This window comes from Candidatus Tisiphia endosymbiont of Parasteatoda lunata, assembly GCF_964030955.1.
Taxonomy (GTDB): Bacteria; Pseudomonadota; Alphaproteobacteria; order Rickettsiales; family Rickettsiaceae; genus Tisiphia.
Genome location: NZ_OZ035003.1, coordinates 412,854 through 438,054, shown reverse-complemented (window position 1 = coordinate 438,054; position 25,201 = coordinate 412,854). Strand labels below are relative to the sequence as shown.

Genomic DNA, 25,201 nt, shown 5'->3' with positions numbered 1-25,201 from the left:
AGAAGCAGGTATTTTTGTTTCTCAATAAGTATAGAATAATAAATAAAATTAAAGAGAAACAAATGGGTAAAAAACAAATTAAAAATTTTAGTGCAGAAGCAAAAACTAAAATAGTATTAGAGATGTTAAAAGAAGAATCAACAATAGGTCAGTTATCGGTCAAATATGAAGTAACGGCTAAAACTATGCAAAACTGGAAACGACAATTTTTAGATAATGCGTCATTGGCATTTGAGCCAGCAAAAGCTGTTAGTGAGTACAAAGGGCAGATTAGTGAACTTAAGAATCAAAACGATGAACTTGCAAAAGCATTAGGTAAGGCTACAGTCGAGAGGGACTGGGCGGTGGGAAAGCTAAACAGCTTGGACTTATCAAATAAGAAAAGTCTTGTCGACCCCAAGCTGAGTACGTTAGCAAAGACAAGGCAATGTGAACTATTAAAGATAAGCAGATCTGGAGTATATTATAAAGCTAAAGTAATGAGCTTATATAATCTTGATATTTTAAATAGAATAGATGAAATATATACGGATAACCCTGAGTATGGTTATCGTTATATATACAAACAATTATTGGAAGACGGCTTTAATGTGGGCAGAGATAGGGTGCTTAAATATATGGGAATAATGGGTATAGAAGCTATTCATCCTCATAAAAAGCAATCTACTTCTGTGAAGGATGGTCAACATAAAATTTATAGCTATTTGCTTGAGCCGTACTGGCACAAATCAGGAACGAATAGAACTATTCATGTACCTTATGTTAATCAAGTGTGGAGTGGTGACATTACTTATATTAGAACTAACGGAGGATTTATGTATCTTGTGGCGATTATAGATTGGCATAGTAAGGCAATACTAAGTTATAAAGTATCTAATTCTATGGATGCATCACTTGTAACCGATGTATTAAAAGATGCACTGAATAAATACCCTGCACCACAAATATTCAATAGTGATCAGGGTAGTCAATATACTGGACATGAGCATACGGGAATTCTAAAAGAGAATAATATACAAATCTCAATGAACGGTAAGGGTAGAAGCATTGATAATATTGTGATTGAAAGATTTTTTAGAACTTTAAAATATAATTGTATATTTATAAATGATTTTAAAAATATCGCAGAACTTAAAGATGGTATTGATAAATACATGGATAAATATAACAATCAAAGATTCCATTCAAGTATTGGTTATAAAAAACCGATGAACGTGTATCTTGATTACTTACAAAATGCAGCTTAAAAATTATGTAAAATGGGAAACAAAATTAGTGAAAAATTTGTCTTGAAAAATCAGTCCAGTTTCGTATTAGTATAGTAAAGACTTGTAGTGAGAACGAGATCAATGCCTTTAAATATTTAAATTGGCTACAAGAGCAGAGTAGCAAAGCAAAGAAGCGTCCTGCGAATTATACGCCTTTTGCCTATGCAAGATATATGAATAATACGGAATTAATCGAGACAGCAGCTTAAACGACAGGAAGCCAATCATTAGAGAATTTGGCAGAACTAGGATCACCATTATGAATAAGAATGTGTAAGGTTCTATAACAAATTTGATAAGATGAATTATCAGATGGGAAAAGTTTTGCGGTAAATTTACCTTTGGATAGGCGTTTAGAGCATAGCCAAAAGCCTTGACCGTCAAAGGACAAAATTTTAATGGCAGTTCTGTTTTTATTATAGAATAAAAACAAGGAACCATTAAGAGGGTCAGAAGAAAGTTTTTGTCTACAAACAGCGATTAAGCCATCGATACCCTTGCGAAAATCGATGGCAATAGTGGCAACAAAAATAACTGACGCCGGGGTTAGTTGCAGCATAAAAATGTCTGAATTATGGTTTTTGGTTCTAGTGTTTGGATAATAAGTTTGGTACCATTTGGTTTAATAATGTGACAAGTATAGTGATTTTGTTTGGGGGCAGCTACAGGATCGGTATCTATAGAATTTAATAGTTGAAATGGGAGAAAATTAATATTTTGTTGTAGAGCTTGATTTGAAGTTGAGACAGGAGAAGTTTTGAGGGTAGGCTCATGGGCTTTTTTAATTGAACTGATTGTTGCTTTATTAATATTAAGATGTTTAGCTATCTCTTGGTAAGAATAATGATGGAGTAATTGGTAAACTAATTCCTTTAGATGGTTTGGTATAGGATCAAACTTATTAGTTTTAGTTTGACGCCAGGCTTTAAATTGCTGAGCTACTTGCTCAATAGTAATTGATGGTATTTGCATAGTATGAAACCCAAATGTATAAAAAATTCATACTAGCAAAAACATTAGATAAAGTTATGCAGTTTTGCTGCAGGTATACGATGTACAATACATAATTGATGTTCGGTTTTCGGAAAAACTGCTTCTATTGCCTCAGACATACCGGTTAAATTATCACTGCAAGCAATAAGCATGGAGTCTGTCCTATAGTTTGTGTAAGTTGCAAAGAAAGCAGTAAGAGATTACTGTAAAAAAAGTAACTTAAGCAAGCAAGGAGGAATTATGGCTAAAAAATTAGATACAGATAAAGATACATTAGACATCAGTAATCAGCTAGTAGAAGAATTATTATCAAAAGCAGATCCATCGGAGTTATTTGGTCGAGATGGTTTATTTCAACAGCTAAAGAAGCAAATAGTTGAGAAAATATTAGCAAGTGAGTTGGATCATGAATTAGGATATTCAAAACATAGCAAGATGCCAAAAGTAGATAATAATCGTCGTAATGGTAGCTATGAGAAGACAGTAATTGATGGGGATGGTCGTAAGCTGACAGTAGAAGTACCAAGAGATCGGGAAGGAGAGTATAATCCTCAATTAATACCAAAAGGGCTGAGGAGATTTAATGGATTTGATGAGAAAGTGATATCCCTTTATGGTCGCGGTATGACAGTCAGCGAGATCCGAGGGCATTTAGAAGAAATATATCAAACTGATGTATCTGGTGACTTGATATCCACCATAACAGATGGGGTGATAGAAGAAGTAACTAGGTGGCAAAATCGTTGTTTAGATAGGGTGTATCCAATATTATACTTGGACTGTATCTATGTAAAATCTAGAGACAATCACATAGTAGTTAACCACTCTGCACTGCAAGTGCAGAGCTTAATATTACGGCATGAATGCCTCATGTATGTACTAACTTAAAAGTTAGAAACTATTTGTGTATGGCTCATTTAGAAAGTGTCACAACACAAAAAAATATATCTGTGAAGTGTAAGATTTTGTTAAAAAATATCCTATCTTTTCTTGATAAGATATTTAAAATTTATGTTGAAACGACGCACTGCAAGTGCGGGGTTTTTCTCCCAAAGTGGGACAATAAATAAAGCAGTATATTTAGCACTTGCTGTAAATATAGAAGGGAAAAAGGAGTTACTTGGCATTTGGATAGGCAAAAATGAAGGTGCTAAATTTTGGATGCAAGTAGTTACTGAGTTAAAGAATCGAGGAATTGAACAAATTTATGTTGCTTGTGTGGATGGTTTAAAGGGCTTTCCAGAAGCTATAAGCAGTGTATTCCCGAGTACTATAGTACAATTATGTATTGTACATATGGTTCGCAATTCAGTAAAGTATGTGTCATATAAAGATTTAAAAGAGGTCACATCAGATCTAAAACAAATTTATACAGCTAATAATGAGGAAATGGCACGTTTAAAACTTCAGCAATTTGGTGTAAAATGGGATAAAAAATATCCGGTAATTTCTGATATTTGGCAACGTAATTGGTCTGGGATAATACCGTTTTTTGCCTTTCCTGAAGAGATCAGAAAGGTAATTTATACTACTAACACTATAGAATCTGTAAATCGTCAAATTAGAAAAATTATCAAAAATAAGGGGGTGTTTCCAGATGATAAGTCAATTCAAAAAATAATATTTTTATCCCTACAAAATGCAGCCAAAAAATGGACCATGCCTATTAAAGATTGGTCTTTAGCTTTAAATCAATTTGAAATACTTTGTGGAGATTTTAAATATGATTTATTGGAAAATAAAAAATGAACTTACACAAATTAAATGATTGACTCTAAGCATGTCTTGCATACCTCTGTTCTTCATCTCAGTAAAATTACCAAGCCAAAATTTCGCTCCTTCATTTTCACTGATCCACAATCCTAAAATATCCTTCCTTCCAGATAAATCAATACCTAATGCTACATATACAGACTTATTGATAATTCGTTTATCTTGACGTACTTTTACTACTAAACAGTCAAAAAATACTATAGCATATACTCGATCCAATGGTCGGCTTTGCCATATCTTGACATCCTCAATTACATCATCAGTAATTTGACTTATCAAACTTTCGCTAACGTCAGCTCCATACAATTCTTGCATTTGAATCTTAATATCAGATAAGCTCATTCCTTTAGCGTATAATGATATTATTTTATCATCAAATCCTTCAATACGTCTTTGACGCTTCGGAATTAATGCAGGTTCAAATGTACTACTTCTATCCCTTGGAACCTCAATCTCTACAACTCCATTATTTGTTACTAGATTCTTTACATTCCTACCATTACGAATATTATCACTATCAGTATGACAATATTTATCATATCCTAAATGATTATTCATCTCTGACTGCAATGCCTTCTCTACAAGCCGTTTGGTTAATTGTTTTAATAAACCATCCTCTTTAAGTAATGTTGATATATCTGTATCATTATTTATTGTCCCACTTTGGGAGAAAAACCCCGCACTTGCAGTGCGTCGTTTCAACATAAATTTTAAATATCTTATCAAGAAAAGATAAGATAAGATATTTTTTAACAAAATCTTACACTTCACAGATATATTCTTTTTGTGTTGTGACACTTTCTAAATGAGCCATACACAAATAGTTTCTAACTTTTAAGTTAGTACATACATGAGGCATTCATGCCGTAATATTAAGCTCTGCACTTGCAGTGCAGAGTGGTTAACTGGTTGTTGGTTACTTGAAACTGGACTGATTTTTCAAGACAAATTTTTCACTAATTTTGTTTCCCATTTTACATAATTTTTAAGCTGCATTTTGTAAGTAATCAAGATACACGTTCATCGGTTTTTTATAACCAATACTTGAATGGAATCTTTGATTGTTATATTTATCCATGTATTTATCAATACCATCTTTAAGTTCTGCGATATTTTTAAAATCATTTATAAATATACAATTATATTTTAAAGTTCTAAAAAATCTTTCAATCACAATATTATCAATGCTTCTACCCTTACCGTTCATTGAGATTTGTATATTATTCTCTTTTAGAATTCCCGTATGCTCATGTCCAGTATATTGACTACCCTGATCACTATTGAATATTTGTGGTGCAGGGTATTTATTCAGTGCATCTTTTAATACATCGGTTACAAGTGATGCATCCATAGAATTAGATACTTTATAACTTAGTATTGCCTTACTATGCCAATCTATAATCGCCACAAGATACATAAATCCTCCGTTAGTTCTAATATAAGTAATGTCACCACTCCACACTTGATTAACATAAGGTACATGAATAGTTCTATTCGTTCCTGATTTGTGCCAGTACGGCTCAAGCAAATAGCTATAAATTTTATGTTGACCATCCTTCACAGAAGTAGATTGCTTTTTATGAGGATGAATAGCTTCTATACCCATTATTCCCATATATTTAAGCACCCTATCTCTGCCCACATTAAAGCCGTCTTCCAATAATTGTTTGTATATATAACGATAACCATACTCAGGGTTATCCGTATATATTTCATCTATTCTATTTAAAATATCAAGATTATATAAGCTCATTACTTTAGCTTTATAATATACTCCAGATCTGCTTATCTTTAATAGTTCACATTGCCTTGTCTTTGCTAACGTACTCAGCTTGGGGTCGACAAGACTTTTCTTATTTGATAAGTCCAAGCTGTTTAGCTTTCCCACCGCCCAGTCCCTCTCGACTGTAGCCTTACCTAATGCTTTTGCAAGTTCATCGTTTTGATTCTTAAGTTCACTAATCTGCCCTTTGTACTCACTAACAGCTTTTGCTGGCTCAAATGCCAATGACGCATTATCTAAAAATTGTCGTTTCCAGTTTTGCATAGTTTTAGCCGTTACTTCATATTTGACCGATAACTGACCTATTGTTGATTCTTCTTTTAACATCTCTAATACTATTTTAGTTTTTGCTTCTGCACTAAAATTTTTAATTTGTTTTTTACCCATTTGTTTCTCTTTAATTTTATTTATTATTCTATACTTATTGAGAAACAAAAATACCTGCTTCTTTGTCTAATTTTTTCAGTCCATTATACTTTTATAGTCACCTTTTTGGTTAAAACCCCCAGCTTCAGCTGGGAAAGACTTCAGTCCTTGTTCTAATATTTCAATTCACTATAACTTGAATATATGATATTTTAATATACATAAGAGCAAGCTCTTCATGTATATTAAAATATCATATATGACAGATTATAACAAGACTAGCCACACTGTATTTTACCATCGCTTTCATGTTGTTTGGATCACTAAATATCGCTACAAAAGTATTGCAGGGTAACTTATAAGAATTAGGATCAGAGAGATAGCACAGGCATTAGTAATATCTCTTTAGAGTAATAGCGACTTCCAGTCTAGATATCAACCCACCAGCTTCAGCTGGTTGTTATTGAGTATAATAAATAATTGCTCTTAGATGGTACAATTTAAATTAATAGTGATATTTTGGCTTAGGGACTAATTTGCTCAAAAATATTTACTACAGGTCTTCAAATATGAATATCCGGTTACTACAGTTAAAAGTGCAGCAATCCATAAAGCTATTTGGCCTATTAAATCCATATAAATTATACCTGAACCTTTAGAACCAAGAATTAACGCTGACAAAGCAAACATTTGGGTAAATGTTTTAATCTTAGCTAATCTAGACACAGGAATACTTACTTGAATTAAAGCTAGAAATTCACGTAGTCCAGCCACTAAAAATTCACGAGCTAAAATTAATAAGCACGGTATCTCTCCCGCTGCTCCTTTTTTTACCAACATTATAATTACACAACCTACTAATAATTTATCAGCTATTGGATCAAACATTTTACCAAACCCTGATACTAAATCAAATTTTCTAGCAAGATAACCGTCAAAAAAATCAGTAATACTAGCTATAATAAATAATAACGCTGCAATTCTATGAGCGAGTTTGGAGTTATCTAGATAAAAGGTTATTACAATAATTGGAATAACCACAATACGAGCTATCGTCAGATAATTTGGTATATTTTTATCAATATTCATTTATTATATATTTTTACTTCTTGATTTCTTGAGGAAATGACAACGACGGATTATGACCTAAATCCAAGAAAATAGGAACAAATTTTTATAGAATAACTTAAAAGAACTAACCTAGGTTGCCGTAACTTAAATGCTAATATCATTATCATCATTAACGCCTAATACTTTCATCTCCTCATGTTCTTGTAAACTCATTGCTAAAATCAAGTCTAAATCTAAATCTTGTGTACTAGCACTACACTCAGGCTCTTTAGGAAGAGAAGCTAAATAGGCGGAGTGTTAGGGAACGTGCGATGAAGTGCCACTTTGGCAAAATATGCTAAAAAATGTTGCAATTTACAAAGTGCCGAATATAATTCGGTGATAGAATAGCACTAAAAAGCAAATAAATTATTTTTATAATAGAACGCATTTATAAGCTTGCAAAATTATTGCTATAGTCTATTTTGATCATTAAGTACCGACATTGACCATTCTAAGAACTTTCTAAAAATTTATGGAACAACTAAATATGATAGCAAAAATCTCAAATATTTATCAGTTTAAAATTACCTTAAAATATAGTAAACCCAAAATTTGGCGTCGCATCCAAGTACCGGAAAAATACAGTTTTAAAGATTTGCATTTAGCCATTCAAGATGTTATGGGATGGGAAAATTTCATATGCATCAATTTGAAATGATCAATCCTAAGACTGGGCAAAAAGATATTATTAGTATGCCAGATGATGAAGGTTTTTGTGATCTGATTTCTGAGGATAAAGCAAAAATAGCTAAGTATTTTCTGACCCCTAAAGATAAAGCCATTTATGAATATGATTTTGGTGATGGATGGCAACATGAAGTTATGTTGGAAAAGATTTTACCGTCAGTTGTAGGTACTGATTATCCTCAATGTATAGCTGGTGAACGGGCTTGCCCACCGGAGGATTGTGGTGGGGTTGGGGGTTATGAGCATCTTCTGGGAATTATTTCCAACCCCAATCATGAAGAATACGAAGAACGTATGAAATGGCTAAGGGATGATTTTAATTCAGAAGAGTTTAATCCCATATTAGTTGAATTTGGTGATCATAAATAAATTTACGTATGGATTGAAAATATATAAATGCAAAATAATTTATCCGAAAATAATATTCTTGGTAGCGATGTTTTTTTTACGTTAGATAGTGAGGAAATTATTTTAGCTAGTAGTAAGAATACTAAAGAAAATAGATTAGCATTTGCTGTAATGCTCAAGTTTTTTCAAGTAGAAGGACGATATCCAACTCCTAGCGATGTTATCCAGCAAACGATGATTAATAGCCTGGCTATGCAACTAGATTGCTGTGATATGAATCTTGATAATTATGATTGGCATAACAGAAGTTCAAAACGATTTCGTCAAGAAATTCGGTTATTATTAGACTATCGAAAAGCTAATATAGAGGATAGTAAAAAGTTAATTGATTGGCTAATAGAACACAGCTTACCACAAGTTCCAACATTACCGCAAATATTAGAGCAAGCCTATCAATTTTGTGGCAATCAGAGATTAGAACCATTTAAACCAAGGCAGTTAGATCGTTATATTGCTACGGCATGTTCTAGATTTGAGCGAAAGTTTTTCTTGGACATTTCTAAGCAGTTATCTATTGCCACAATAAAGTTAATAAATGAGTTATTACCTAACCCCAGTTGCCAATTAATTTGGTATATCAAAAAGTTCTATAGGCAGCAAAGTTTTGATAGAAGGTTTGTTTTCTAGCAACTGATAATTGATTAGGCAGGATAGCATATGACTAAATGCATTTGTAACTGATCTATGTCTAGAATGCTCCAATTTATCAAGAAATTTAAGTTTGCCTATTACGGTTTCTATCAGAGTTCTTTTGAGCAACATAACCTTATCTGTAATAGGGAGTAATATATTTTTCATATTCTTTTTAACCCGAGTAATAAGTTGGATGCCTTTGTCATGCAAATCATCAAATAATTCTTTAGATATATAACCGCGATCGCCAAAAACTTTGCCATATATACCAGATATCATTCCTTTAAGCCCTTTCCTATCATCCTTATTACCACTGCTGAAAGATACCTTTATCAGATTACCTTCGGTATCTATGATTAAATGTAACTTTAGTCCATAAAACCACCCCTTAGTGGTTTTTCCTCTTGCCGCTATTCCTTTAAAAACCTTATGTGAACTTATACGATAATTCTTACATACGGCTATACCTGTAGCATCTACAAAAGACAGACCTGTGCATTCAGCAAGCAAATGATTCAGTAATATTGCTAAATAAGGCATACTTCTACCTATCAATTTAGTAAAATGTTCATAGCTAACAAGTTTAAAATCTTCTGTATAATTATGTAAGATTACTTGTTTGTAATAATGCTTAAAACAATCACAATATGAATCATAGTAACCAATTAATATGGTTACTACTTCGCTTATTGATAAATAATTACTTACACCAGGTTTAAATTTACTACTATTAATTGTAGGCAAATTATTTTCCAAATTCTTTATAAAATCGTCGACAAAACAGTAAATTGCGGTAAAATCTTTTTTCATAGGTTATTTTGTTATTGGTTGAAAAAGATAAAATAACCTATGTCCCTTTTAAAATCTACCTTTCATCTCTCCTATTTAATTGGCAACTGGGGTTACCTAAGAGTGATGAAATCAGTGACAATGAGGAGCAAAACAAGGAGGATAGTGAGGAAAGTAGGTTAGCAATAATAACATTAAGCTGTCTAAAGAAAGATATAGCCGGAGCTAAATTAAAAAATGTCAGTAACGAAATAGATAAGCTTAAGTGGTTAAGAAGATTGAGTTTACCTGAGAAATTAAACTCAGTTCCAAGAAAACTTAAGAAAAAATATTACACTAGGATTTGTGCTGAATTGCCAAGTGAGATTAGAAAACACCAGCCACAAATTTGTTATTCCACTATGGCAATATTTTGTCATGTTCGTTGTGAATTAATAACCGATAATTTAATAACTACCTTAATTCAGCTAATTCACAAAATGAGAACATCAGCTGAAATATCTACCAATAAAGATATATTATCTGAAGTTAGATATATTATCTGAAGTTAGATGTGTTAATGGAAAATTTGACATTTTATATACCCTTGCAGACACAGCTCTAGAGAATCCAAATGGTGTAATTCAGGAGACCATTTATCCAAAAGTTAGCCAAGAAACGCTTGGTGATTTAACCAAAGAGCTTATATCTAACAAAAATACATGGTATCAGCATCAAGTGCATAAGAAGATGCGATCTTGTTACTCGCATGCTCATCGTCGTATATTATTAATGCTATTAGAAATATTTACTTTTCAGACGAATAATCAAGATGGTAAAGAGATATTACAGGCTATTGAATTTATTGTCCCACTTTGGGAGAAAAACCCCGCACTTGCAGTGCGTCGTTTCAACATAAATTTTAAATATCTTATCAAGAAAAGATAAGAATGAATCATACAGATATTTTTTAACAAAATCTTACACTTCACAGATATATTCTTTTTGTGTTGTGACACTTTCTAAATGAGCCATACACAAATAGTTTCTAACTTTTAAGTTAGTACATACATGAGGCATTCATGCCGTAATATTAAGCTCTGCACTTGCAGTGCAGAGTGGTTAACTGCAGGTATGTATGGTATATATTAACACATTGATTATTCAAGAAGTATTATCTGAGCCAATTTGGCAACATAAACTAACTGACGAAGATAAAAGAGGATTAACACCTTTAATTCATAACCATATTAATCCATACGGCTTATTCCCATTAGATTTAACTCAACGCCTAATCATAGAACAGCCAAAACAAATGGTAACAGTATGATTAGTAACATTGAACGTACCCCTGTTCGTCAAAAAGCTAAGCAACTAGCTAAATCCTTAAGGTCAGAATATCCTAATTATGATTATTTACGTGAGCTTTTTCGGCACTTGCGGAAAGAATTAAATGTTGAGGTGAACCATAAAGACAAGAAATTACCATATGTACCAACAGAAAAGGAAATAGATAAATATTATAAAGTAGTCTGGCAATCTCGTAATATGAAGCATGTAGTAATAATTAAAACATTATTATATACGGGAGTTAGAGTTAGTGAGTTGGTTAAACTAAAACTAAGCGATGTTGATGTCGATAGATGTCAAATAAAAGTCATAGAAGGTAAGGAAAAAAAAGACAGAATAGTTCCGTTTCCTAATAACTTTAAGGAAATACTAGCATTACATAGTCTCCCCGTCAAAAGTGCTAAAAATTAAGAAAAATTCAAAATTTAATACCTTAGCCAAAAATTCTGAGTCTGTCCTATAGTTTGTGTAAGTTGCAAAGAAAGCAGTAAGAGATTACTGTAAAAAAAGTAACTTAAGCAAGCAAGGAGGAATTATGGCTAAAAAATTAGATACAGATAAAGATACATTAGACATCAGTAATACCAATTGCAATAATTAACGCAGTGTTATAAAATGGGTTTTTAACTGATAAAAGGTAATCAAATAGCTAGGTTAATATTACCGCAAGGTTTTGAAGGTCATGATTTTATAAAAATGATGAAACATGAGCCGCATGGTCGAAATCGTATACGTTTATTGGCGATGTATCACCTTCAATTAGGCAAATCTTTTAAAGCCATATCTGAAATAGTGAAGTCACACTGGAAAACTGTGCAATCATGGCTCAGAAGATTTAGGAATCATGGTTTTGAAGGATTATTTGAATCACAAAGAAGCGGTGCCCCTAGGAAGATTAACACTATACAAGAGTCTGCTCTTTTTGATAAAATCAATACGCTCAGTGAAAGTAAAAGTGGTGGGTATATAACTGGAAAGGAGTTACATATCATGTTACTTGAGGAATATGGTGCTAAATGTGCTTTAAAAACAGTCTACAATACTATGCACCGCCTTGGTTTTAGCTGGATTACTTCTCGTTCAATGCATCCAAAGTCAAATCAAGAGACTCAAAATACATATAAAAAAACTTTCCAGATATGTTAACAGAATTATTACCAAAAAATATCGATAGATGTAAAGTTGATATATGGTCTCAGGATGAAACTCGAGTTGGGCAACAAGGTAGCTTAACTCGTATATGGGCTAAGCGTGGCACTAGACCCCGTAAAGTTCGGCAACAGCAATTCATTTCAACATATATTTATGGAGCTGCTTGCCATGATACAGGAGAAGCTTTTGCATTAATTTTACCATATGCAAACACACAGGCAATGAATAAATTCTTAGAAGACCTTTCTCGCAGTATTCAAGGCAACCGACATATAGCTTTACTAACGGATAATGCAGGTTGGCACACAGCCAAAAAACTAACTGTGCCAAGCAATATCACTTTGATACCGCTTCCGCCCTATGCACCGGAACTTAATGCAATGGAACAAGTTTGGGAATGGATCAAGAATCATTACTTGTCTAACCAATGTTATGGTGTATATGAAGATATCGTCACTATGGCTTGTTACGCTTGGAATCAACTTGCTCATAATGTAGATTTAGTAAAATCAATTATGTATAGAGACTGGATAAATACACCGTGTTAATTATTGCAATTGGTATAATCAGCTAGTAGAAGAATTATTATCAAAAGCAGATCCATCGGAGTTATTTGGTCGAGATGGTTTATTTCAACAGCTAAAGAAGCAAATAGTTGAGAAAATATTAGCAAGTGAGTTGGATCATGAATTAGGATATTCAAAACATAGCAAGATGCCAAAAGTAGATAATAATCGTCGTAATGGTAGCTATGAGAAGACAGTAATTGATGGGGATGGTCGTAAGCTGACAGTAGAAGTACCAAGAGATCGGGAAGGAGAGTATAATCCTCAATTAATACCAAAAGGGCTGAGGAGATTTAATGGATTTGATGAGAAAGTGATATCCCTTTATGGTCGCGGTATGACAGTCAGCGAGATCCGAGGGCATTTAGAAGAAATATATCAAACTGATGTATCTGGTGACTTGATATCCACCATAACAGATGGGGTGATAGAAGAAGTAACTAGGTGGCAAAATCGTTGTTTAGATAGGGTGTATCGTATACCTGCAGCAAAACTGCATAACTTTATCTAATGTTTTTGCTAGTATGAATTTTTTATACATTTGGGTTTCATACTATGCAAATACCATCAATTACTATTGAGCAAGTAGCTCAGCAATTTAAAGCCTGGCGTCAAACTAAAACTAATAAGTTTGATCCTATACCAAACCATCTAAAGGAATTAGTTTACCAATTACTCCATCATTATTCTTACCAAGAGATAGCTAAACATCTTAATATTAATAAGGCTCTGTACAAATAAGTGTGTAAATTTTTCAAAGGTTATATAAAAATATAATATAACAAAAGGAGAAATTATAATGCACCAAAAACAAAATGAAGCAATGAATCAAGCGATAGATTTATTGTCCCACTTTGGGAGAAAAACCCCGCACTTGCAGTGCGTCGTTTCAACATAAATTTTAAATATCTTATCAAGAAAAGATAAGAATGAATCATACAGATATTTTTTAACAAAATCTTACACTTCACAGATATATTCTTTTTGTGTTGTGACACTTTCTAAATGAGCCACAAATAGTTTCTAACTTTTAAGTTAGTACATACATGAGGCATTCATGCCGTAATATTAAGCTCTGCACTTGCAGTGCAGAGTGGTTAACTAATAAATAATGATACAGATATATCAACATTACTTAAAGAGGATGGTTTATTAAAACAATTAACCAAACGGCTTGTAGAGAAGGCATTGCAGTCAGAGATGAATAATCATTTAGGATATGATAAATATTGTCATACTGATAGTGATAATGTTCGTAATGGTAGGAATGTAAAGAATCTAGTAACAAATAATGGAGTTGTAGAGATTGAGGTTCCAAGGGATAGAAGTAGTACATTTGAACCTGCATTAATTCCGAAGCGTCAAAGACGTATTGAAGGATTTGATGATAAAATAATATCATTATACGCTAAAGGAATGAGCTTATCTGATATTAAGATTCAAATGCAAGAATTGTATGGAGCTGACGTTAGCGAAAGTTTGATAAGTCAAATTACTGATGATGTAATTGAGGATGTCAAGATATGGCAAAGCCGACCATTGGATCGAGTATATGCTATAGTATTTTTTGACTGTTTAGTAGTAAAAGTACGTCAAGATAAACGAATTATCAATAAGTCTGTATATGTAGCATTAGGTATTGATTTATCTGGAAGGAAGGATATTTTAGGATTGTGGATCAGTGAAAATGAAGGAGCGAAATTTTGGCTTGGTAATTTTACTGAGATGAAGAACAGAGGTATGCAAGACATGCTTATTGCTTGCAGTGATAATTTAACCGGTATGTCTGAGGCAATAGAAGCAGTTTTTCCGAAAACCGAACATCAATTATGTATTGTACATCAGATTAGAAATAGTTTAAAATATGTATCATATAAAGACCGAAAAGAATTAGCGGCTGATTTAAAGCCTATATATACTGCTAGCACAGAGGAAGAAGCACATCTTGCTTTAGAATCTTTTGAAGCTAAATGGAGTAAACAGTATCCACAAATTGCTAAATCTTGGTATGTTCATTGGGAAAATTTAATGGTTTTTCTAGGATACCCTGAGGCGATAAGGAAAGTAATATACACAACTAATAGTGTAGAATCTGTCAATAGCCAATTACGTAAGGTTACTAAGAATAAACGGGTTTTTCCAAATGATAATGCCGTTTTTAAGACCTTGTATTTGGCAATTGATTATATGACCAAGAAATGGGTTATGCCGATTCCAAACTGGAACGCAGCTATGGCTCACTTTTTGATAAAATTTGAAGGTAGAATTTAAGCCCTATGAAAAATTTACACACTTAATTAGAAAGGCTCATTAATAAAGCAACAATCAGTTCAATTAAAAAAGCCCATGAGCCTACCCTCAAAACTTCTCCTGTCTCAACTTCAAATCAAGCTCTACAACAAAATATTAATTTTCTCCCATTTCAACTATTAAATTCTATAGATACCGATCCTGTAGCTGCCCCCAAACAAAATCACTATACTTGTCACATTCAGGAGTTTCGCACTTAGCAAAAAATATCAGGAGTTTCGCACTTAGCAAAAAATATGTTAATCTAGCAAGAAAGAGTTTTAGTTAAGCATGGCAAGATCAAAATGTAGCAAAGACTTATATAAATCATTTTTACAAGCAAGTAGCGTAAGATATAGTGGTAAAGCATTATCTGAAGTAAGTCCAATAAACCTATCTCATGATAGTGCAAGTCGATGGTTAAATAGTAAGGATTTCCGCCCTAGCGGGATCTACAGAGAAGTGTCAAAATATATTGATAGGGAAGCTTCTTGTTTATTAGTGGGAGATGACACGTTATTGTCAAAGCAATACAGTAAGAAAATTGAGCTTGTACATTATCAATATTCTGGAGCTGTACATGATGTTATACCTGGTATAGGGATGGTCAACTTACTGCATTACAATGCTAAAACTGATCAATCTACCCCTGTAGATTATAGAATATATGATAAAGAAACTGATGGAAAAACAAAGAATGAGCATTTTTGTGATATGCTTACTTTAGCTAAGGAAAGAGGGATCAATCCTGATGCAGTAGTAATGGATGCGTGGTATAGCGGTTTGGAGAATTTGAAACATATACGTAATTTAGGTTGGACATGGGTTAGTAACCTAAGAAAAAATAGAAAAGTTAATCATAATGTTAGCTTAGAAAGTTTAGAGATTCCTGATGAGGGACTAAAAATTCACCTACGTGGATACGGTTGGGTTACGGTATTTAAGTTTGTGGCAAAAAATGGTCGCATTGATTACATAACAACTAACTTAGAAAATCCAACACGTGAACAAATAGAGAAAATTGTTAAGGCACGGTGGTCTATAGAAGTTTATCATCGAGAATTAAAACAAACTTGTGGTATTGAACGCTGTCAGGCACGCACGGGTCGAGCTCAGAGAAATCATATTTGCCTTGCTGTATTTGCTTGGCTCGATATGAACAAAAGGAGGATAAATGAAAAAATTACTTTATATCAACAAACTTGGGAAGTTATAAAAACATCAATTCAGAACAACATTAGATGCCTTTTAGCTGATTCGCAATTTTGCTAACTGCGAAACTCCTGAATATGTTAATCTAGCAAGAAAGAGTTTTAGTTAAGCATGGCAAGATCAAAATGTAGCAAAGACTTATATAAATCATTTTTACAAGCAAGTAGCGTAAGATATAGTGGTAAAGCATTATCTGAAGTAAGTCCAATAAACCTATCTCATGATAGTGCAAGTCGATGGTTAAATAGTAAGGATTTCCGCCCTAGCGGGATCTACAGAGAAGTGTCAAAATATATTGATAGGGAAGCTTCTTGTTTATTAGTGGGAGATGACACGTTATTGTCAAAGCAATACAGTAAGAAAATTGAGCTTGTACATTATCAATATTCTGGAGCTGTACATGATGTTATACCTGGTATAGGGATGGTCAACTTACTGCATTACAATGCTAAAACTGATCAATCTACCCCTGTAGATTATAGAATATATGATAAAGAAACTGATGGAAAAACAAAGAATGAGCATTTTTGTGATATGCTTACTTTAGCTAAGGAAAGAGGGATCAATCCTGATGCAGTAGTAATGGATGCGTGCTATAGCGGTTTGGAGAATTTGAAACATATACGTAATTTAGGTTGGACATGGGTTAGTAACCTAAGAAAAAATAGAAAAGTTAATCATAATGTTAGCTTAGAAAGTTTAGAGATTCCTGATGAGGGACTAAAAATTCACCTACGTGGATACGGTTGGGTTACGGTATTTAAGTTTGTGGCAAAAAATGGTCGCATTGATTACATAACAACTAACTTAGAAAATCCAACACGTGAACAAATAGAGAAAATTGTTAAGGCACGGTGGTCTATAGAAGTTTATCATCGAGAATTAAAACAAACTTGTGGTATTGAACGCTGTCAGGCACGCACGGGTCGAGCTCAGAGAAATCATATTTGCCTTGCTGTATTTGCTTGGCTCGATATGAACAAAAGGAGGATAAATGAAAAAATTACTTTATATCAACAAACTTGGGAAGTTATAAAAACATCAATTCAGAACAACATTAGATGCCTTTTAGCTGATTCGCAATTTTGCTAACTGCGAAACTCCTGACATTATTAAACCAAATGGTACCAAACTTATTATCCAAACACTAGAACCAAAAACCATAATTCAGACATTTTTATGCTGCAACTAACCCCGGCGTCAGTTATTTTTGTTGCCACTATTGCCATCGATTTTCGCAAGGGTATCGATGGCTTAATCGCTGTTTGTAGACAAAAACTTTCTTCTGACCCTCTTAATGGTTCCTTGTTTTTATTGTCCCACTTTGGGAGAAAAACCCCGCACTTGCAGTGCGTCGTTTCAACGTATACCTGCAGCAAAACTGCATAACTTTATCTAATGTTTTTGCTAGTATGAATTTTTTATACATTTGGGTTTCATACTATGCAAATACCATCAATTACTATTGAGCAAGTAGCTCAGCAATTTAAAGCCTGGCGTCAAACTAAAACTAATAAGTTTGATCCTATACCAAACCATCTAAAGGAATTAGTTTACCAATTACTCCATCATTATTCTTACCAAGAGATAGCTAAACATCTTAATATTAATAAAGCAACAATCAGTTCAATTAAAAAAGCCCATGAGCCTACCCTCAAAACTTCTCCTGTCTCAACTTCAAATCAAGCTCTACAACAAAATATTAATTTTCTCCCATTTCAACTATTAAATTCTATAGATACCGATCCTGTAGCTGCCCCCAAACAAAATCACTATACTTGTCACATTATTAAACCAAATGGTACCAAACTTATTATCCAAACACTAGAACCAAAAACCATAATTCAGACATTTTTATGCTGCAACTAACCCCGGCGTCAGTTATTTTTGTTGCCACTATTGCCATCGATTTTCGCAAGGGTATCGATGGCTTAATCGCTGTTTGTAGACAAAAACTTTCTTCTGACCCTCTTAATGGTTCCTTGTTTTTATTGTCCCACTTTGGGAGAAAAACCCCGCACTTGCAGTGCGTCGTTTCAACATAAATTTTAAATATCTTATCAAGAAAAGATAAGAATGAATCATACAGATATTTTTTAACAAAATCTTACACTTCACAGATATATTCTTTTTGTGTTGTGACACTTTCTAAATGAGCCATACACAAATAGTTTCTAACTTTTAAGTTAGTACATACATTAGGCATTCATGCCGTAATATTAAGCTCTGCACTTGCAGTGCAGAGTGGTTAACTCTTAGTAACCTTACGTAATTGGCTATTGACAGATTCTACACTATTAGTTGTGTATATTACTTTCCTTATCGCCTCAGGGTATCCTAGAAAAACCATTAAATTTTCCCAATGAACATACCAAGATTTAGCAATTTGTGGATACTGTTTACTCCATTTAGCTTCAAAAGATTCTAAAGCAAGATGTGCTTCTTCCTCTGTGCTAGCAGTATATATAGGCTTTAAATCAGCCGCTAATTCTTTTCGGTCTTTATATGATACATATTTTAAACTATTTCTAATCTGATGTACAATACATAATTGATGTTCGGTTTTCGGAAAAACTGCTTCTATTGCCTCAGACATACCGGTTAAATTATCACTGCAAGCAATAAGCATGTCTTGCATACCTCTGTTCTTCATCTCAGTAAAATTACCAAGCCAAAATTTCGCTCCTTCATTTTCACTGATCCACAATCCTAAAATATCCTTCCTTCCAGATAAATCAATACCTAATGCTACATATACAGACTTATTGATAATTCGTTTATCTTGACGTACTTTTACTACTAAACAGTCAAAAAATACTATAGCATATACTCGATCCAATGGTCGGCTTTGCCATATCTTGACATCCTCAATTACATCATCAGTAATTTGACTTATCAAACTTTCGCTAACGTCAGCTCCATACAATTCTTGCATTTGAATCTTAATATCAGATAAGCTCATTCCTTTAGCGTATAATGATATTATTTTATCATCAAATCCTTCAATACGTCTTTGACGCTTCGGAATTAATGCAGGTTCAAATGTACTACTTCTATCCCTTGGAACCTCAATCTCTACAACTCCATTATTTGTTACTAGATTCTTTACATTCCTACCATTACGAACATTATCACTATCAGTATGACAATATTTATCATATCCTAAATGATTATTCATCTCTGACTGCAATGCCTTCTCTACAAGCCGTTTGGTTAATTGTTTTAATAAACCATCCTCTTTAAGTAATGTTGATATATCTGTATCATTATTTATTAATAAATCTATCGCTTGATTCATTGCTTCATTTTGTTTTTGGTGCATTATAATTTCTCCTTTTGTTATATTATATTTTTATATAACCTTTGAAAAATTTACACACTTATTTGTACAGAGCCGAATTCCCTGTTTAAATGTGGCGGCTCATCGCAGCTACCTTAACACTGGTCCTATTATTGGTTCTATAGCACTGCGTCTCCTGATCATACACTTGTCTTCTTTCAATAACTTTTTCCGAGTTTTTGGGGTATATACCTTACTCTTCTCTTTAACATTGCTGCCAGTATAACCAAGATCAACAAACGATTTTTTTATCTTTATTCCAGTTACATTTTCTACCGCTTCAAAACTCTGCTGCAATGTATGACCATCATAAGGATTATTATGAAACGATTTTGCTGACAGTACAAAATTTCTACGACCACTGACTACTACCGCAACTTTATTGCCAAACTCATATGGCTTGTTTCGTTTTCCCTTCCCTATACACTCTACCTCAGGGGCATGAAAACTATACAATATTTTATTCTGTTCTTTGTATTGCTTTTTCTCTTCTCTTTTTAAAACAGATTGGCTATGTATTTGTTTTACTTTTTTCAATACTTCTTGATCTCTGATAGATAAGTTTAATTTCTGATTTTTTATCTCACGCTCACATATTCTAACCAAACGACTAAGTAACGTTTTTAAATGCTTCATTATTTTCCAACGCTTCTTGGCTTTGCTATGCTCTTTATACTTCCAGAGCTTTATTGTCCCACTTTGGGAGAAAAACCCCGCACTTGCAGTGCGTCGTTTCAACATAAATTTTAAATATCTTATCAAGAAAAGATAAGAATGAATCATACAGATATTTTTTAACAAAATCTTACACTTCACAGATATATTCTTTTTGTGTTGTGACACTTTCTAAATGAGCCATATACAAATAGTTTCTAACTTTTAAGTTAGTACATACATTAGGCATTCATGCCGTAATATTAAGCTCTGCACTTGCAGTGCAGAGTGGTTAACTATTTTCTGCCATTAAACCCTATTATCTATAAGACTTATAGAGTTTTGCCGGACAGACCAAAAACTGTTTCAATTAAGTTACGCTTTCGAAGTAAGATTTTTTCTTTCAAATCCATTAATTTATAGTCACCTTTTTGGTTAAAACCCCCAGCTTCAGCTGGGAAAGACTTCAGTCCTTGTTCTAATATTTCAATTCACTATAACTTGAATATATGATATTTTAATATACATAAGAGCAAGCTCTTCATGTATATTAAAATATCATATATAACAAGACTAGCCACACTGTATTTTACCATCGCTTTCATGTTGTTTGGATCACTAAATATCGCTACAAAAGTATTGCAGGGTAACTTATAAGAATTAGGATCAGAGAGATAGCACAGGCATTAGTAATATCTCTTTAGAGTAATAGCGACTTCCAGTCTAGATATCAACCCACCAGCTTCAGCTGGTTGTTATTGAGTTTCCATATTTTTCTTAATTCCATGAATCATTTTTAAGCCTCTTTCATATAAATTTAAGAACAAATTTTGCTTAATATAACCTTTATCAGCTGCTATAATTCCAGTTAATCTTTTTGTTAACTCCGGTACTGGAACCCTATCATCTACATTGCCTTTGGTCACTTTTAATGCCATAAACTCCCCTTTATTATTGATTATTACATGTAATTTAAAACCATAAAAATACCCCATAGAGGATTTACTATGTTTGGCTAATCCTTTAAAAACTTTATTGCTATAACGCCTTTTATTGTGACAAGCTTTAATCGTTGTAGAGTCAATAAAATAAATACCTGTTTCCTCACCAAACAACAAATGAATCAACATATTTAGCGGTATGAATAATCGTGCCATTAATTCAACAAATCTATTATAACTCAAGGCTTTGGGAAAATCATCCTTATGCATGCACTCTATATAACTTTTATAGAAAAATTTAAAATTCTTAGCATAGGATGTATGAAACATAATTATTATTGTTAACATTTCACTTAGACTCATGCTACAACAGCGATTTCTTTGCTTATTTGATGGTAATAACTTTCTCTGTTCATACTCCAAATAAATTTTACAAAAATCATCTATAAAACTATATAATTCTGTGATATCTTTTCTCATGCCTGTAGTTTGTTTTTTTGTTTAAAAATATCAATACTGCAGGCACTCCTTTTTGACAATCCTTTTATCTATTACTATTTCATCTATATCTTATCCCGAACTGACGTATAACGCTTGCAAGGACAACACCGTAGGCTATTAAACCGATGTCTTACATCAAACTGATTTGTTTTAGGTTGAAAATCTTTACAGAAATCTAAAGCACTCTAGCGTAAATATAATAATCCCTATGCACTCCTTGAACAATTTCATATTTCTTAAGCAACCCCTCTTTGACAAAATTACATCGTTCTAAAACATTAATTGAACGTATGTTGTCATTTATTACAGTAGCTTGGATTCGAACAATACCAGCATATTCTATAAATCTTAAAATAGCTTTGATAGATTTTAGCATAATTCCTTTACCCCAAAATGCAGGATCAAGATCGTAGCTTATTTCTGCTTTGAGATGCGTTGTAGAAACACTATTAAACCCAGCCGTACCTATAAGTTTATTATTATCTTTAAGGGAAATACCCCAGTAAAACCCTCTTTGGTGATGAAATAAGCTAGACCAATATTTTAGTTCATCAGCAGCTTGTGGAATAGTTGATGGAATGTTGTTATCTGTCAAGCAAGGACTCATCTCTAATTTATTCATATAACCAAAATAGTCTTCTGAATCATCACTAGTTAATTCTCTCAGTACTATGTTGTCTAGGTCTAACATAGGAAATTGATGATATATAAAACTATTAAGCATGTGTAGAAGCGAATTTACTTTTATAATTAATCGGGTCAATTGTATTATTTTCTTCAAAGGCCTTAAGTCTAAGTAAGCAGGCATGACATGTTCCACAAGATAACCCATTATCTAATGGATCATAGCAAGAAATTGTTTTAGAGTAATCTACTCCTAATTCTAGACCAGTTTTGATAATTTGCCCTTTTGTCATATTTATTAAGGGAGCATGAATGGTAATTCGTGTACCCAATACTCCTACCGCAGTTGCAAGATTAGCAAGCTTCTCAAAAGCGTCTAGGTACTCTGGACGGCAATCTGGGTAATTAGCATAATCAGTTGCGTGTACCCCCATAAAAATATCAAAGGCTCCTATTATTTCACTAAATCCCAAAGCATAACTTAAAAATATAGTATTACGTGCTGGTACATAAGTGATTGGTATATTATCCCCTAAATCTCTATGATCTTTATATTTTGGTACTTCTATGCCATCATCAGTAAGAGCTGATCCGCCAAAGCTACGTAAATCAATATTTACAATTTTATGTTGTTTAATATTATAGTTCTTAACTAACTCTTTAACTTTCTCAAGTTCAATATTATTATGTTGAGAATAGTTAAAACTTATGGCATGAATTTCGTAATTCATTTTTTCTATCATTGCTAGTACTGTAGCTGAATCTGCACCGCCACTAACTAAAACTACTGCCTTCTGCATAAAAATCTCCTATGAGTAAGCTTAATTCTTATATCGAATTGGCTTTGTTATTTTACGTCCCAATTTTCTTGTTACACCCACAGGTAAGATTAATTTTTAGCACATCCTGCCACACCTTATCCCAGCCTTTGGTATGAGTAATATTAGGGAAAATCTTCTGTTGTATACAATCTGAAGAACTAGCTTTTAGATAGCCATGCATAATTTTACTCGGTACTATTTTATCCTTGCTTCCCGAAATATGCAATTGCGGAATATTATTGATTTTTATGGCATAATCTATAGGATTTAATGACTCCTTTAATGCATATATTCCATGATGTTTACTAAAATTCTCAATATCAAGATTACCGGCTATAGTTATTATATCCTTAATATGCTTATTTCTTGCTGCCACCAAGATAGCAACTCCACCACCACCAGAAAAACCAACCAAACTAGCTGGATTACCATTATTTATACTATTTATTACTATATTTGTTGATTCTATCACCTCTTCAGCCATTCTTTTGTCTGTCCAATAAGCTTGATTACAGTTGGGATTAAGCTCCACTGGTGTATATTGGCATGGACGAGCTATATAAACTATATTAGGTCTAGTATCAAGGGTAGAAAGCTTAAATAACATAACCTTAGAAGGAGTTGGGTTATCTGCAATGGCATAGTGTCCTATAGTAATACTCCCATCACCTTCAATATAAAACACATAAGGACTATCTTTATCTGAAACACGTTGGTAAGTTGTAATGACAAAATCCCCTGCCTTAACAAGTTTCTTCTCAAACTTGTTTATTGAAGCTACCTTATCTGCTTCCTTAACCCTTGTCTCTATAGACGAAACACAAGAAGAAAGCAGAAGAGGAATAAAAAGTAGAGCAATTCTAGGCTTAGTGACTATGTTAACAAGATTAGCCACAGACAAACCTAGTCCATAAAAAGCATTTGTGCAGATTGATGTAACATCAAAAAATGTCAACATTTTCTTTATATCCTTTACTCAGGGTAATTTAAAAGTTATAATTAATAGTTGTTATAAATGTAACCTCAACCACCATCGATGTCATTCTTAGCAACGGCGGGAATGACATCGAGCACATATTAAGCACTTCTTCCTTTCTCTATTAGACCTTGCCCCCAGCCCTACTTTTAAATTACCCTGCTTACTATCCCTCTAAAATGTCTCCTACTACCCCAACATGCTCAACAGGAGGAAGAGCGTTATTATTTTCCCCTACTACTCCAACAAGAGCAGGGGCATTATTATCTCCCTCTACTACTTTAACAAGAGGAAGGGGATCATTTGCTAGTACAATAATATAGGGGCGTACTTTTCTATCAAGAGGAAAGGGGGCGTCCTCATCTTTATTTACACCTCTTGTCCAGTATGGACCAAGTTTTACTGCACAATTAAGCGGTAATAGCCTGGCTATTTTCAATACTCCTTGAACAGGATAACTAGAAGAGAATATATCAACCTCAGTAAGAGTCTCTCTATGTACCATAATTATTTCTTCTAATTTCTCACAACTTACGTTATTGCAATAAGCAATAGTAAGCTACTCGAGTTCCTTAAAGTATTTAATTTTATCTGCTCCTATATCAGTTATGCAATTGCATGACGCATTTAAAGATAAAAGATTAGGAAGATATTTAACTATTGCATCTACTCCTTTATCAGTTATACCATTGTTTTCCACATTAAGAACTAAAACCTTAGGAAGCCCTTTAACTATGTATGGACCTACCCAACAATGCAAGAAAAAAATAATATATAACAGCAAAAAAATCGAATGCAGTCATGTATCCGGCTTATAGACAATAAATCAAGCAATTTATCCTATAGCCCTGATGGAATTCGCTGGCTTACAAACTTATACTTATTATTTTATTGACTTATAAATAGCCCTTAGCTAAATCAGTTTTTTTGTAAGCTAAGGTTCGTCTTATTTACCATCAATATTATCATTCTTCGCATATTCC

At 33.2% G+C, this 25,201-nt stretch carries 34 protein-coding genes and 4 pseudogenes; 19 read left to right on the top strand and 19 right to left on the bottom strand.

The window, feature by feature from the left end; translation table 11 throughout:
- The first annotated feature begins 62 nt into the window (after nucleotides 1–62).
- The gene (locus AAHN00_RS02630) at nucleotides 63–1,247 is read left to right on the top strand and encodes an IS3 family transposase (RefSeq protein ID WP_342270912.1); all 1,185 of its coding nucleotides are present in this window, start codon (nucleotides 63–65) and stop codon (nucleotides 1,245–1,247) included.
- A gap of 226 nt (nucleotides 1,248–1,473) precedes the next feature.
- Here AAHN00_RS02630 and tnpB (AAHN00_RS02625) read toward each other — a convergent pair whose 3' ends face one another.
- The 3 genes and pseudogenes from tnpB (AAHN00_RS02625) to AAHN00_RS02615 form a co-directional block, all read right to left on the bottom strand.
- Entirely contained in the window at nucleotides 1,474–1,827 is a 354-nt protein-coding gene (gene tnpB, locus AAHN00_RS02625) for an IS66 family insertion sequence element accessory protein TnpB (protein WP_341752109.1), read from the bottom strand.
- On the bottom strand, nucleotides 1,815–2,240 hold the full coding sequence (locus tag AAHN00_RS02620) for a hypothetical protein (protein ID WP_342271013.1): 426 nt from the start codon (nucleotides 2,238–2,240) through the stop codon (nucleotides 1,815–1,817). The genes tnpB (AAHN00_RS02625) and AAHN00_RS02620 overlap by 13 nt, the downstream gene beginning before the upstream one ends.
- A gap of 74 nt (nucleotides 2,241–2,314) precedes the next feature.
- Nucleotides 2,315–2,437 (bottom strand): annotated as a pseudogene (locus tag AAHN00_RS02615) (transposase); the annotation flags it as partial.
- Nucleotides 2,438–2,501: 64 nt separating this feature from the next.
- Between AAHN00_RS02615 and AAHN00_RS02610 the strand changes: the two are divergent.
- From AAHN00_RS02610 to AAHN00_RS02600, 3 genes and pseudogenes are all read left to right on the top strand, one after another.
- Nucleotides 2,502–3,149 carry a transposase gene (locus AAHN00_RS02610; RefSeq protein ID WP_342270936.1) on the top strand — a complete coding sequence of 216 codons (648 nt, stop codon included), beginning with the start codon at nucleotides 2,502–2,504 and terminating at the stop codon, nucleotides 3,147–3,149.
- 20 nt (nucleotides 3,150–3,169) lie between these two features.
- Nucleotides 3,170–3,331, top strand: a complete 162-nt coding sequence (locus AAHN00_RS02605; protein WP_342271266.1) for a hypothetical protein — start codon at nucleotides 3,170–3,172, stop codon at nucleotides 3,329–3,331.
- Nucleotides 3,330–4,010, top strand: a pseudogene (locus AAHN00_RS02600) (IS256 family transposase); the annotation flags it as partial. The gene AAHN00_RS02605 and the pseudogene AAHN00_RS02600, both read left to right, overlap by 2 nt.
- Here AAHN00_RS02600 and AAHN00_RS02595 read toward each other — a convergent pair.
- From AAHN00_RS02595 to pgsA, 3 genes are all read right to left on the bottom strand, one after another.
- Nucleotides 3,990–4,832, bottom strand: coding sequence for an IS256 family transposase (locus AAHN00_RS02595; protein ID WP_342272032.1), 843 nt, complete (start codon nucleotides 4,830–4,832; stop codon nucleotides 3,990–3,992). The pseudogene AAHN00_RS02600 and the gene AAHN00_RS02595 overlap by 21 nt on opposite strands.
- Nucleotides 4,833–5,019: 187 nt before the next feature.
- Complete coding sequence (locus AAHN00_RS02590) at nucleotides 5,020–6,204, bottom strand: IS3 family transposase (protein WP_342270912.1); 1,185 nt, start codon at nucleotides 6,202–6,204, stop codon at nucleotides 5,020–5,022.
- A 519-nt stretch (nucleotides 6,205–6,723) separates the two neighbouring features.
- Nucleotides 6,724–7,272 carry a CDP-diacylglycerol--glycerol-3-phosphate 3-phosphatidyltransferase gene (pgsA, locus tag AAHN00_RS02585; RefSeq protein ID WP_342272031.1) on the bottom strand — a complete coding sequence of 183 codons (549 nt, stop codon included), beginning with the start codon at nucleotides 7,270–7,272 and terminating at the stop codon, nucleotides 6,724–6,726.
- A gap of 496 nt (nucleotides 7,273–7,768) precedes the next feature.
- Between pgsA and AAHN00_RS02580 the strand changes: the two are divergent.
- Together AAHN00_RS02580 and AAHN00_RS02575 are read left to right on the top strand one after the other, a co-directional pair.
- Nucleotides 7,769–8,352: pseudogene (locus tag AAHN00_RS02580) on the top strand (plasmid pRiA4b ORF-3 family protein).
- Nucleotides 8,353–8,379: 27 nt separating this feature from the next.
- Entirely contained in the window at nucleotides 8,380–9,018 is a 639-nt protein-coding gene (locus AAHN00_RS02575; RefSeq protein ID WP_342272029.1) for a DUF4158 domain-containing protein, read from the top strand.
- Here the strand turns inward: AAHN00_RS02575 and AAHN00_RS02570 are convergent.
- Nucleotides 8,956–9,834 carry an IS982 family transposase gene (locus AAHN00_RS02570; RefSeq protein ID WP_342271236.1) on the bottom strand — a complete coding sequence of 293 codons (879 nt, stop codon included), beginning with the start codon at nucleotides 9,832–9,834 and terminating at the stop codon, nucleotides 8,956–8,958. The two genes, AAHN00_RS02575 and AAHN00_RS02570, sit on opposite strands and share 63 nt — an antisense overlap.
- Before the next feature lie 14 nt (nucleotides 9,835–9,848).
- Between AAHN00_RS02570 and AAHN00_RS02565 the strand changes: the two genes are divergently transcribed.
- Nucleotides 9,849–10,358, top strand: coding sequence for a hypothetical protein (locus AAHN00_RS02565; protein WP_342272028.1), 510 nt, complete (start codon nucleotides 9,849–9,851; stop codon nucleotides 10,356–10,358).
- 261 nt (nucleotides 10,359–10,619) lie between these two features.
- On the opposite strand, the gene AAHN00_RS02560 is transcribed toward AAHN00_RS02565, so the two are convergent.
- Entirely contained in the window at nucleotides 10,620–10,811 is a 192-nt protein-coding gene (locus tag AAHN00_RS02560; protein WP_342272027.1) for a hypothetical protein, read from the bottom strand.
- 119 nt (nucleotides 10,812–10,930) lie between these two features.
- Between AAHN00_RS02560 and AAHN00_RS02555 the strand changes: the two genes are divergently transcribed.
- From AAHN00_RS02555 to AAHN00_RS02530, 6 genes are all read left to right on the top strand, one after another.
- Entirely contained in the window at nucleotides 10,931–11,122 is a 192-nt protein-coding gene (locus AAHN00_RS02555) for a Tn3 family transposase (protein WP_342272026.1), read from the top strand.
- Nucleotides 11,119–11,553 carry a tyrosine-type recombinase/integrase gene (locus AAHN00_RS02550; protein WP_342272025.1) on the top strand — a complete coding sequence of 145 codons (435 nt, stop codon included), beginning with the start codon at nucleotides 11,119–11,121 and terminating at the stop codon, nucleotides 11,551–11,553. The genes AAHN00_RS02555 and AAHN00_RS02550 overlap by 4 nt, the downstream gene beginning before the upstream one ends.
- A 285-nt stretch (nucleotides 11,554–11,838) precedes the next feature.
- Nucleotides 11,839–12,288 carry a helix-turn-helix domain-containing protein gene (locus AAHN00_RS02545; RefSeq protein WP_342272024.1) on the top strand — a complete coding sequence of 150 codons (450 nt, stop codon included), beginning with the start codon at nucleotides 11,839–11,841 and terminating at the stop codon, nucleotides 12,286–12,288.
- Nucleotides 12,282–12,842 carry an IS630 family transposase gene (locus AAHN00_RS02540; protein WP_342270961.1) on the top strand — a complete coding sequence of 187 codons (561 nt, stop codon included), beginning with the start codon at nucleotides 12,282–12,284 and terminating at the stop codon, nucleotides 12,840–12,842. The genes AAHN00_RS02545 and AAHN00_RS02540 overlap by 7 nt, the downstream gene beginning before the upstream one ends.
- On the top strand, nucleotides 12,829–13,371 hold the full coding sequence (locus AAHN00_RS02535) for a transposase (RefSeq protein ID WP_342272725.1): 543 nt from the start codon (nucleotides 12,829–12,831) through the stop codon (nucleotides 13,369–13,371). Before AAHN00_RS02540 ends, AAHN00_RS02535 begins: the two co-directional genes overlap by 14 nt.
- Nucleotides 13,372–13,415: 44 nt before the next feature.
- Entirely contained in the window at nucleotides 13,416–13,601 is a 186-nt protein-coding gene (locus AAHN00_RS02530) for a hypothetical protein (protein ID WP_342272023.1), read from the top strand.
- Between the two features lie 53 nt (nucleotides 13,602–13,654).
- On the opposite strand, the gene AAHN00_RS02525 is transcribed toward AAHN00_RS02530, so the two are convergent.
- Complete coding sequence (locus tag AAHN00_RS02525) at nucleotides 13,655–13,858, bottom strand: hypothetical protein (protein WP_342271160.1); 204 nt, start codon at nucleotides 13,856–13,858, stop codon at nucleotides 13,655–13,657.
- A 106-nt stretch (nucleotides 13,859–13,964) separates the two neighbouring features.
- On the opposite strand from AAHN00_RS02525, the gene AAHN00_RS02520 reads away from it, so the two are divergent.
- The 4 genes and pseudogenes from AAHN00_RS02520 to AAHN00_RS14975 all read left to right on the top strand — a co-directional run.
- Entirely contained in the window at nucleotides 13,965–15,131 is a 1,167-nt protein-coding gene (locus AAHN00_RS02520; protein ID WP_342272724.1) for an IS256 family transposase, read from the top strand.
- 309 nt (nucleotides 15,132–15,440) lie between these two features.
- Nucleotides 15,441–16,421, top strand: coding sequence for a transposase (locus tag AAHN00_RS02515; protein ID WP_342271025.1), 981 nt, complete (start codon nucleotides 15,441–15,443; stop codon nucleotides 16,419–16,421).
- A gap of 51 nt (nucleotides 16,422–16,472) precedes the next feature.
- Nucleotides 16,473–17,453, top strand: coding sequence for a transposase (locus tag AAHN00_RS02510; protein WP_342272022.1), 981 nt, complete (start codon nucleotides 16,473–16,475; stop codon nucleotides 17,451–17,453).
- Nucleotides 17,454–17,540: 87 nt separating this feature from the next.
- Nucleotides 17,541–17,627 (top strand): annotated as a pseudogene (locus AAHN00_RS14975) (hypothetical protein); the annotation flags it as partial.
- A 28-nt stretch (nucleotides 17,628–17,655) separates the two neighbouring features.
- Here AAHN00_RS14975 and AAHN00_RS14970 read toward each other — a convergent pair.
- The gene (locus AAHN00_RS14970) at nucleotides 17,656–17,790 is read right to left on the bottom strand and encodes a hypothetical protein (protein WP_410521475.1); all 135 of its coding nucleotides are present in this window, start codon (nucleotides 17,788–17,790) and stop codon (nucleotides 17,656–17,658) included.
- 14 nt (nucleotides 17,791–17,804) lie between these two features.
- Here AAHN00_RS14970 and AAHN00_RS02500 point away from each other — a divergent pair, with 14 nt between their 5' ends.
- Both AAHN00_RS02500 and tnpB (AAHN00_RS02495) read left to right on the top strand, forming a co-directional pair.
- Entirely contained in the window at nucleotides 17,805–18,230 is a 426-nt protein-coding gene (locus AAHN00_RS02500; protein WP_342271013.1) for a hypothetical protein, read from the top strand.
- Complete coding sequence (gene tnpB, locus AAHN00_RS02495; protein ID WP_342271559.1) at nucleotides 18,218–18,406, top strand: IS66 family insertion sequence element accessory protein TnpB; 189 nt, start codon at nucleotides 18,218–18,220, stop codon at nucleotides 18,404–18,406. The genes AAHN00_RS02500 and tnpB (AAHN00_RS02495) overlap by 13 nt, the downstream gene beginning before the upstream one ends.
- Here the strand turns inward: tnpB (AAHN00_RS02495) and AAHN00_RS02490 are convergent.
- The 9 genes from AAHN00_RS02490 to AAHN00_RS14965 form a co-directional block, all read right to left on the bottom strand.
- Nucleotides 18,333–18,506, bottom strand: coding sequence for a hypothetical protein (locus AAHN00_RS02490; protein ID WP_342271558.1), 174 nt, complete (start codon nucleotides 18,504–18,506; stop codon nucleotides 18,333–18,335). The two genes, tnpB (AAHN00_RS02495) and AAHN00_RS02490, sit on opposite strands and share 74 nt — an antisense overlap.
- A 103-nt stretch (nucleotides 18,507–18,609) precedes the next feature.
- Complete coding sequence (locus AAHN00_RS02485) at nucleotides 18,610–19,659, bottom strand: IS256 family transposase (RefSeq protein WP_410521471.1); 1,050 nt, start codon at nucleotides 19,657–19,659, stop codon at nucleotides 18,610–18,612.
- Nucleotides 19,660–19,791: 132 nt separating this feature from the next.
- Nucleotides 19,792–20,544 carry a hypothetical protein gene (locus AAHN00_RS02480; protein WP_342272019.1) on the bottom strand — a complete coding sequence of 251 codons (753 nt, stop codon included), beginning with the start codon at nucleotides 20,542–20,544 and terminating at the stop codon, nucleotides 19,792–19,794.
- 566 nt (nucleotides 20,545–21,110) lie between these two features.
- On the bottom strand, nucleotides 21,111–21,776 hold the full coding sequence (locus AAHN00_RS02475; RefSeq protein WP_342272018.1) for an IS982 family transposase: 666 nt from the start codon (nucleotides 21,774–21,776) through the stop codon (nucleotides 21,111–21,113).
- 196 nt (nucleotides 21,777–21,972) lie between these two features.
- A complete protein-coding gene (locus tag AAHN00_RS02470; RefSeq protein ID WP_342272017.1) occupies nucleotides 21,973–22,521 on the bottom strand; it encodes a GNAT family protein in 549 nt (182 codons plus the stop codon).
- Nucleotides 22,514–23,221 carry a 7-cyano-7-deazaguanine synthase QueC gene (queC, locus tag AAHN00_RS02465; RefSeq protein WP_342272016.1) on the bottom strand — a complete coding sequence of 236 codons (708 nt, stop codon included), beginning with the start codon at nucleotides 23,219–23,221 and terminating at the stop codon, nucleotides 22,514–22,516. The genes AAHN00_RS02470 and queC overlap by 8 nt, the downstream gene beginning before the upstream one ends.
- Nucleotides 23,222–23,273: 52 nt before the next feature.
- On the bottom strand, nucleotides 23,274–24,137 hold the full coding sequence (locus AAHN00_RS02460; RefSeq protein WP_342272015.1) for an alpha/beta hydrolase: 864 nt from the start codon (nucleotides 24,135–24,137) through the stop codon (nucleotides 23,274–23,276).
- Between the two features lie 247 nt (nucleotides 24,138–24,384).
- Nucleotides 24,385–24,723 (bottom strand): hypothetical protein, encoded by a 339-nt coding sequence (locus AAHN00_RS02455; protein WP_342272014.1) that lies wholly within the window; start codon nucleotides 24,721–24,723, stop codon nucleotides 24,385–24,387.
- Between the two features lie 54 nt (nucleotides 24,724–24,777).
- Nucleotides 24,778–24,978 (bottom strand): hypothetical protein, encoded by a 201-nt coding sequence (locus tag AAHN00_RS14965; RefSeq protein WP_410521470.1) that lies wholly within the window; start codon nucleotides 24,976–24,978, stop codon nucleotides 24,778–24,780.
- Between the last annotated feature and the right edge of the window lie 223 nt (nucleotides 24,979–25,201).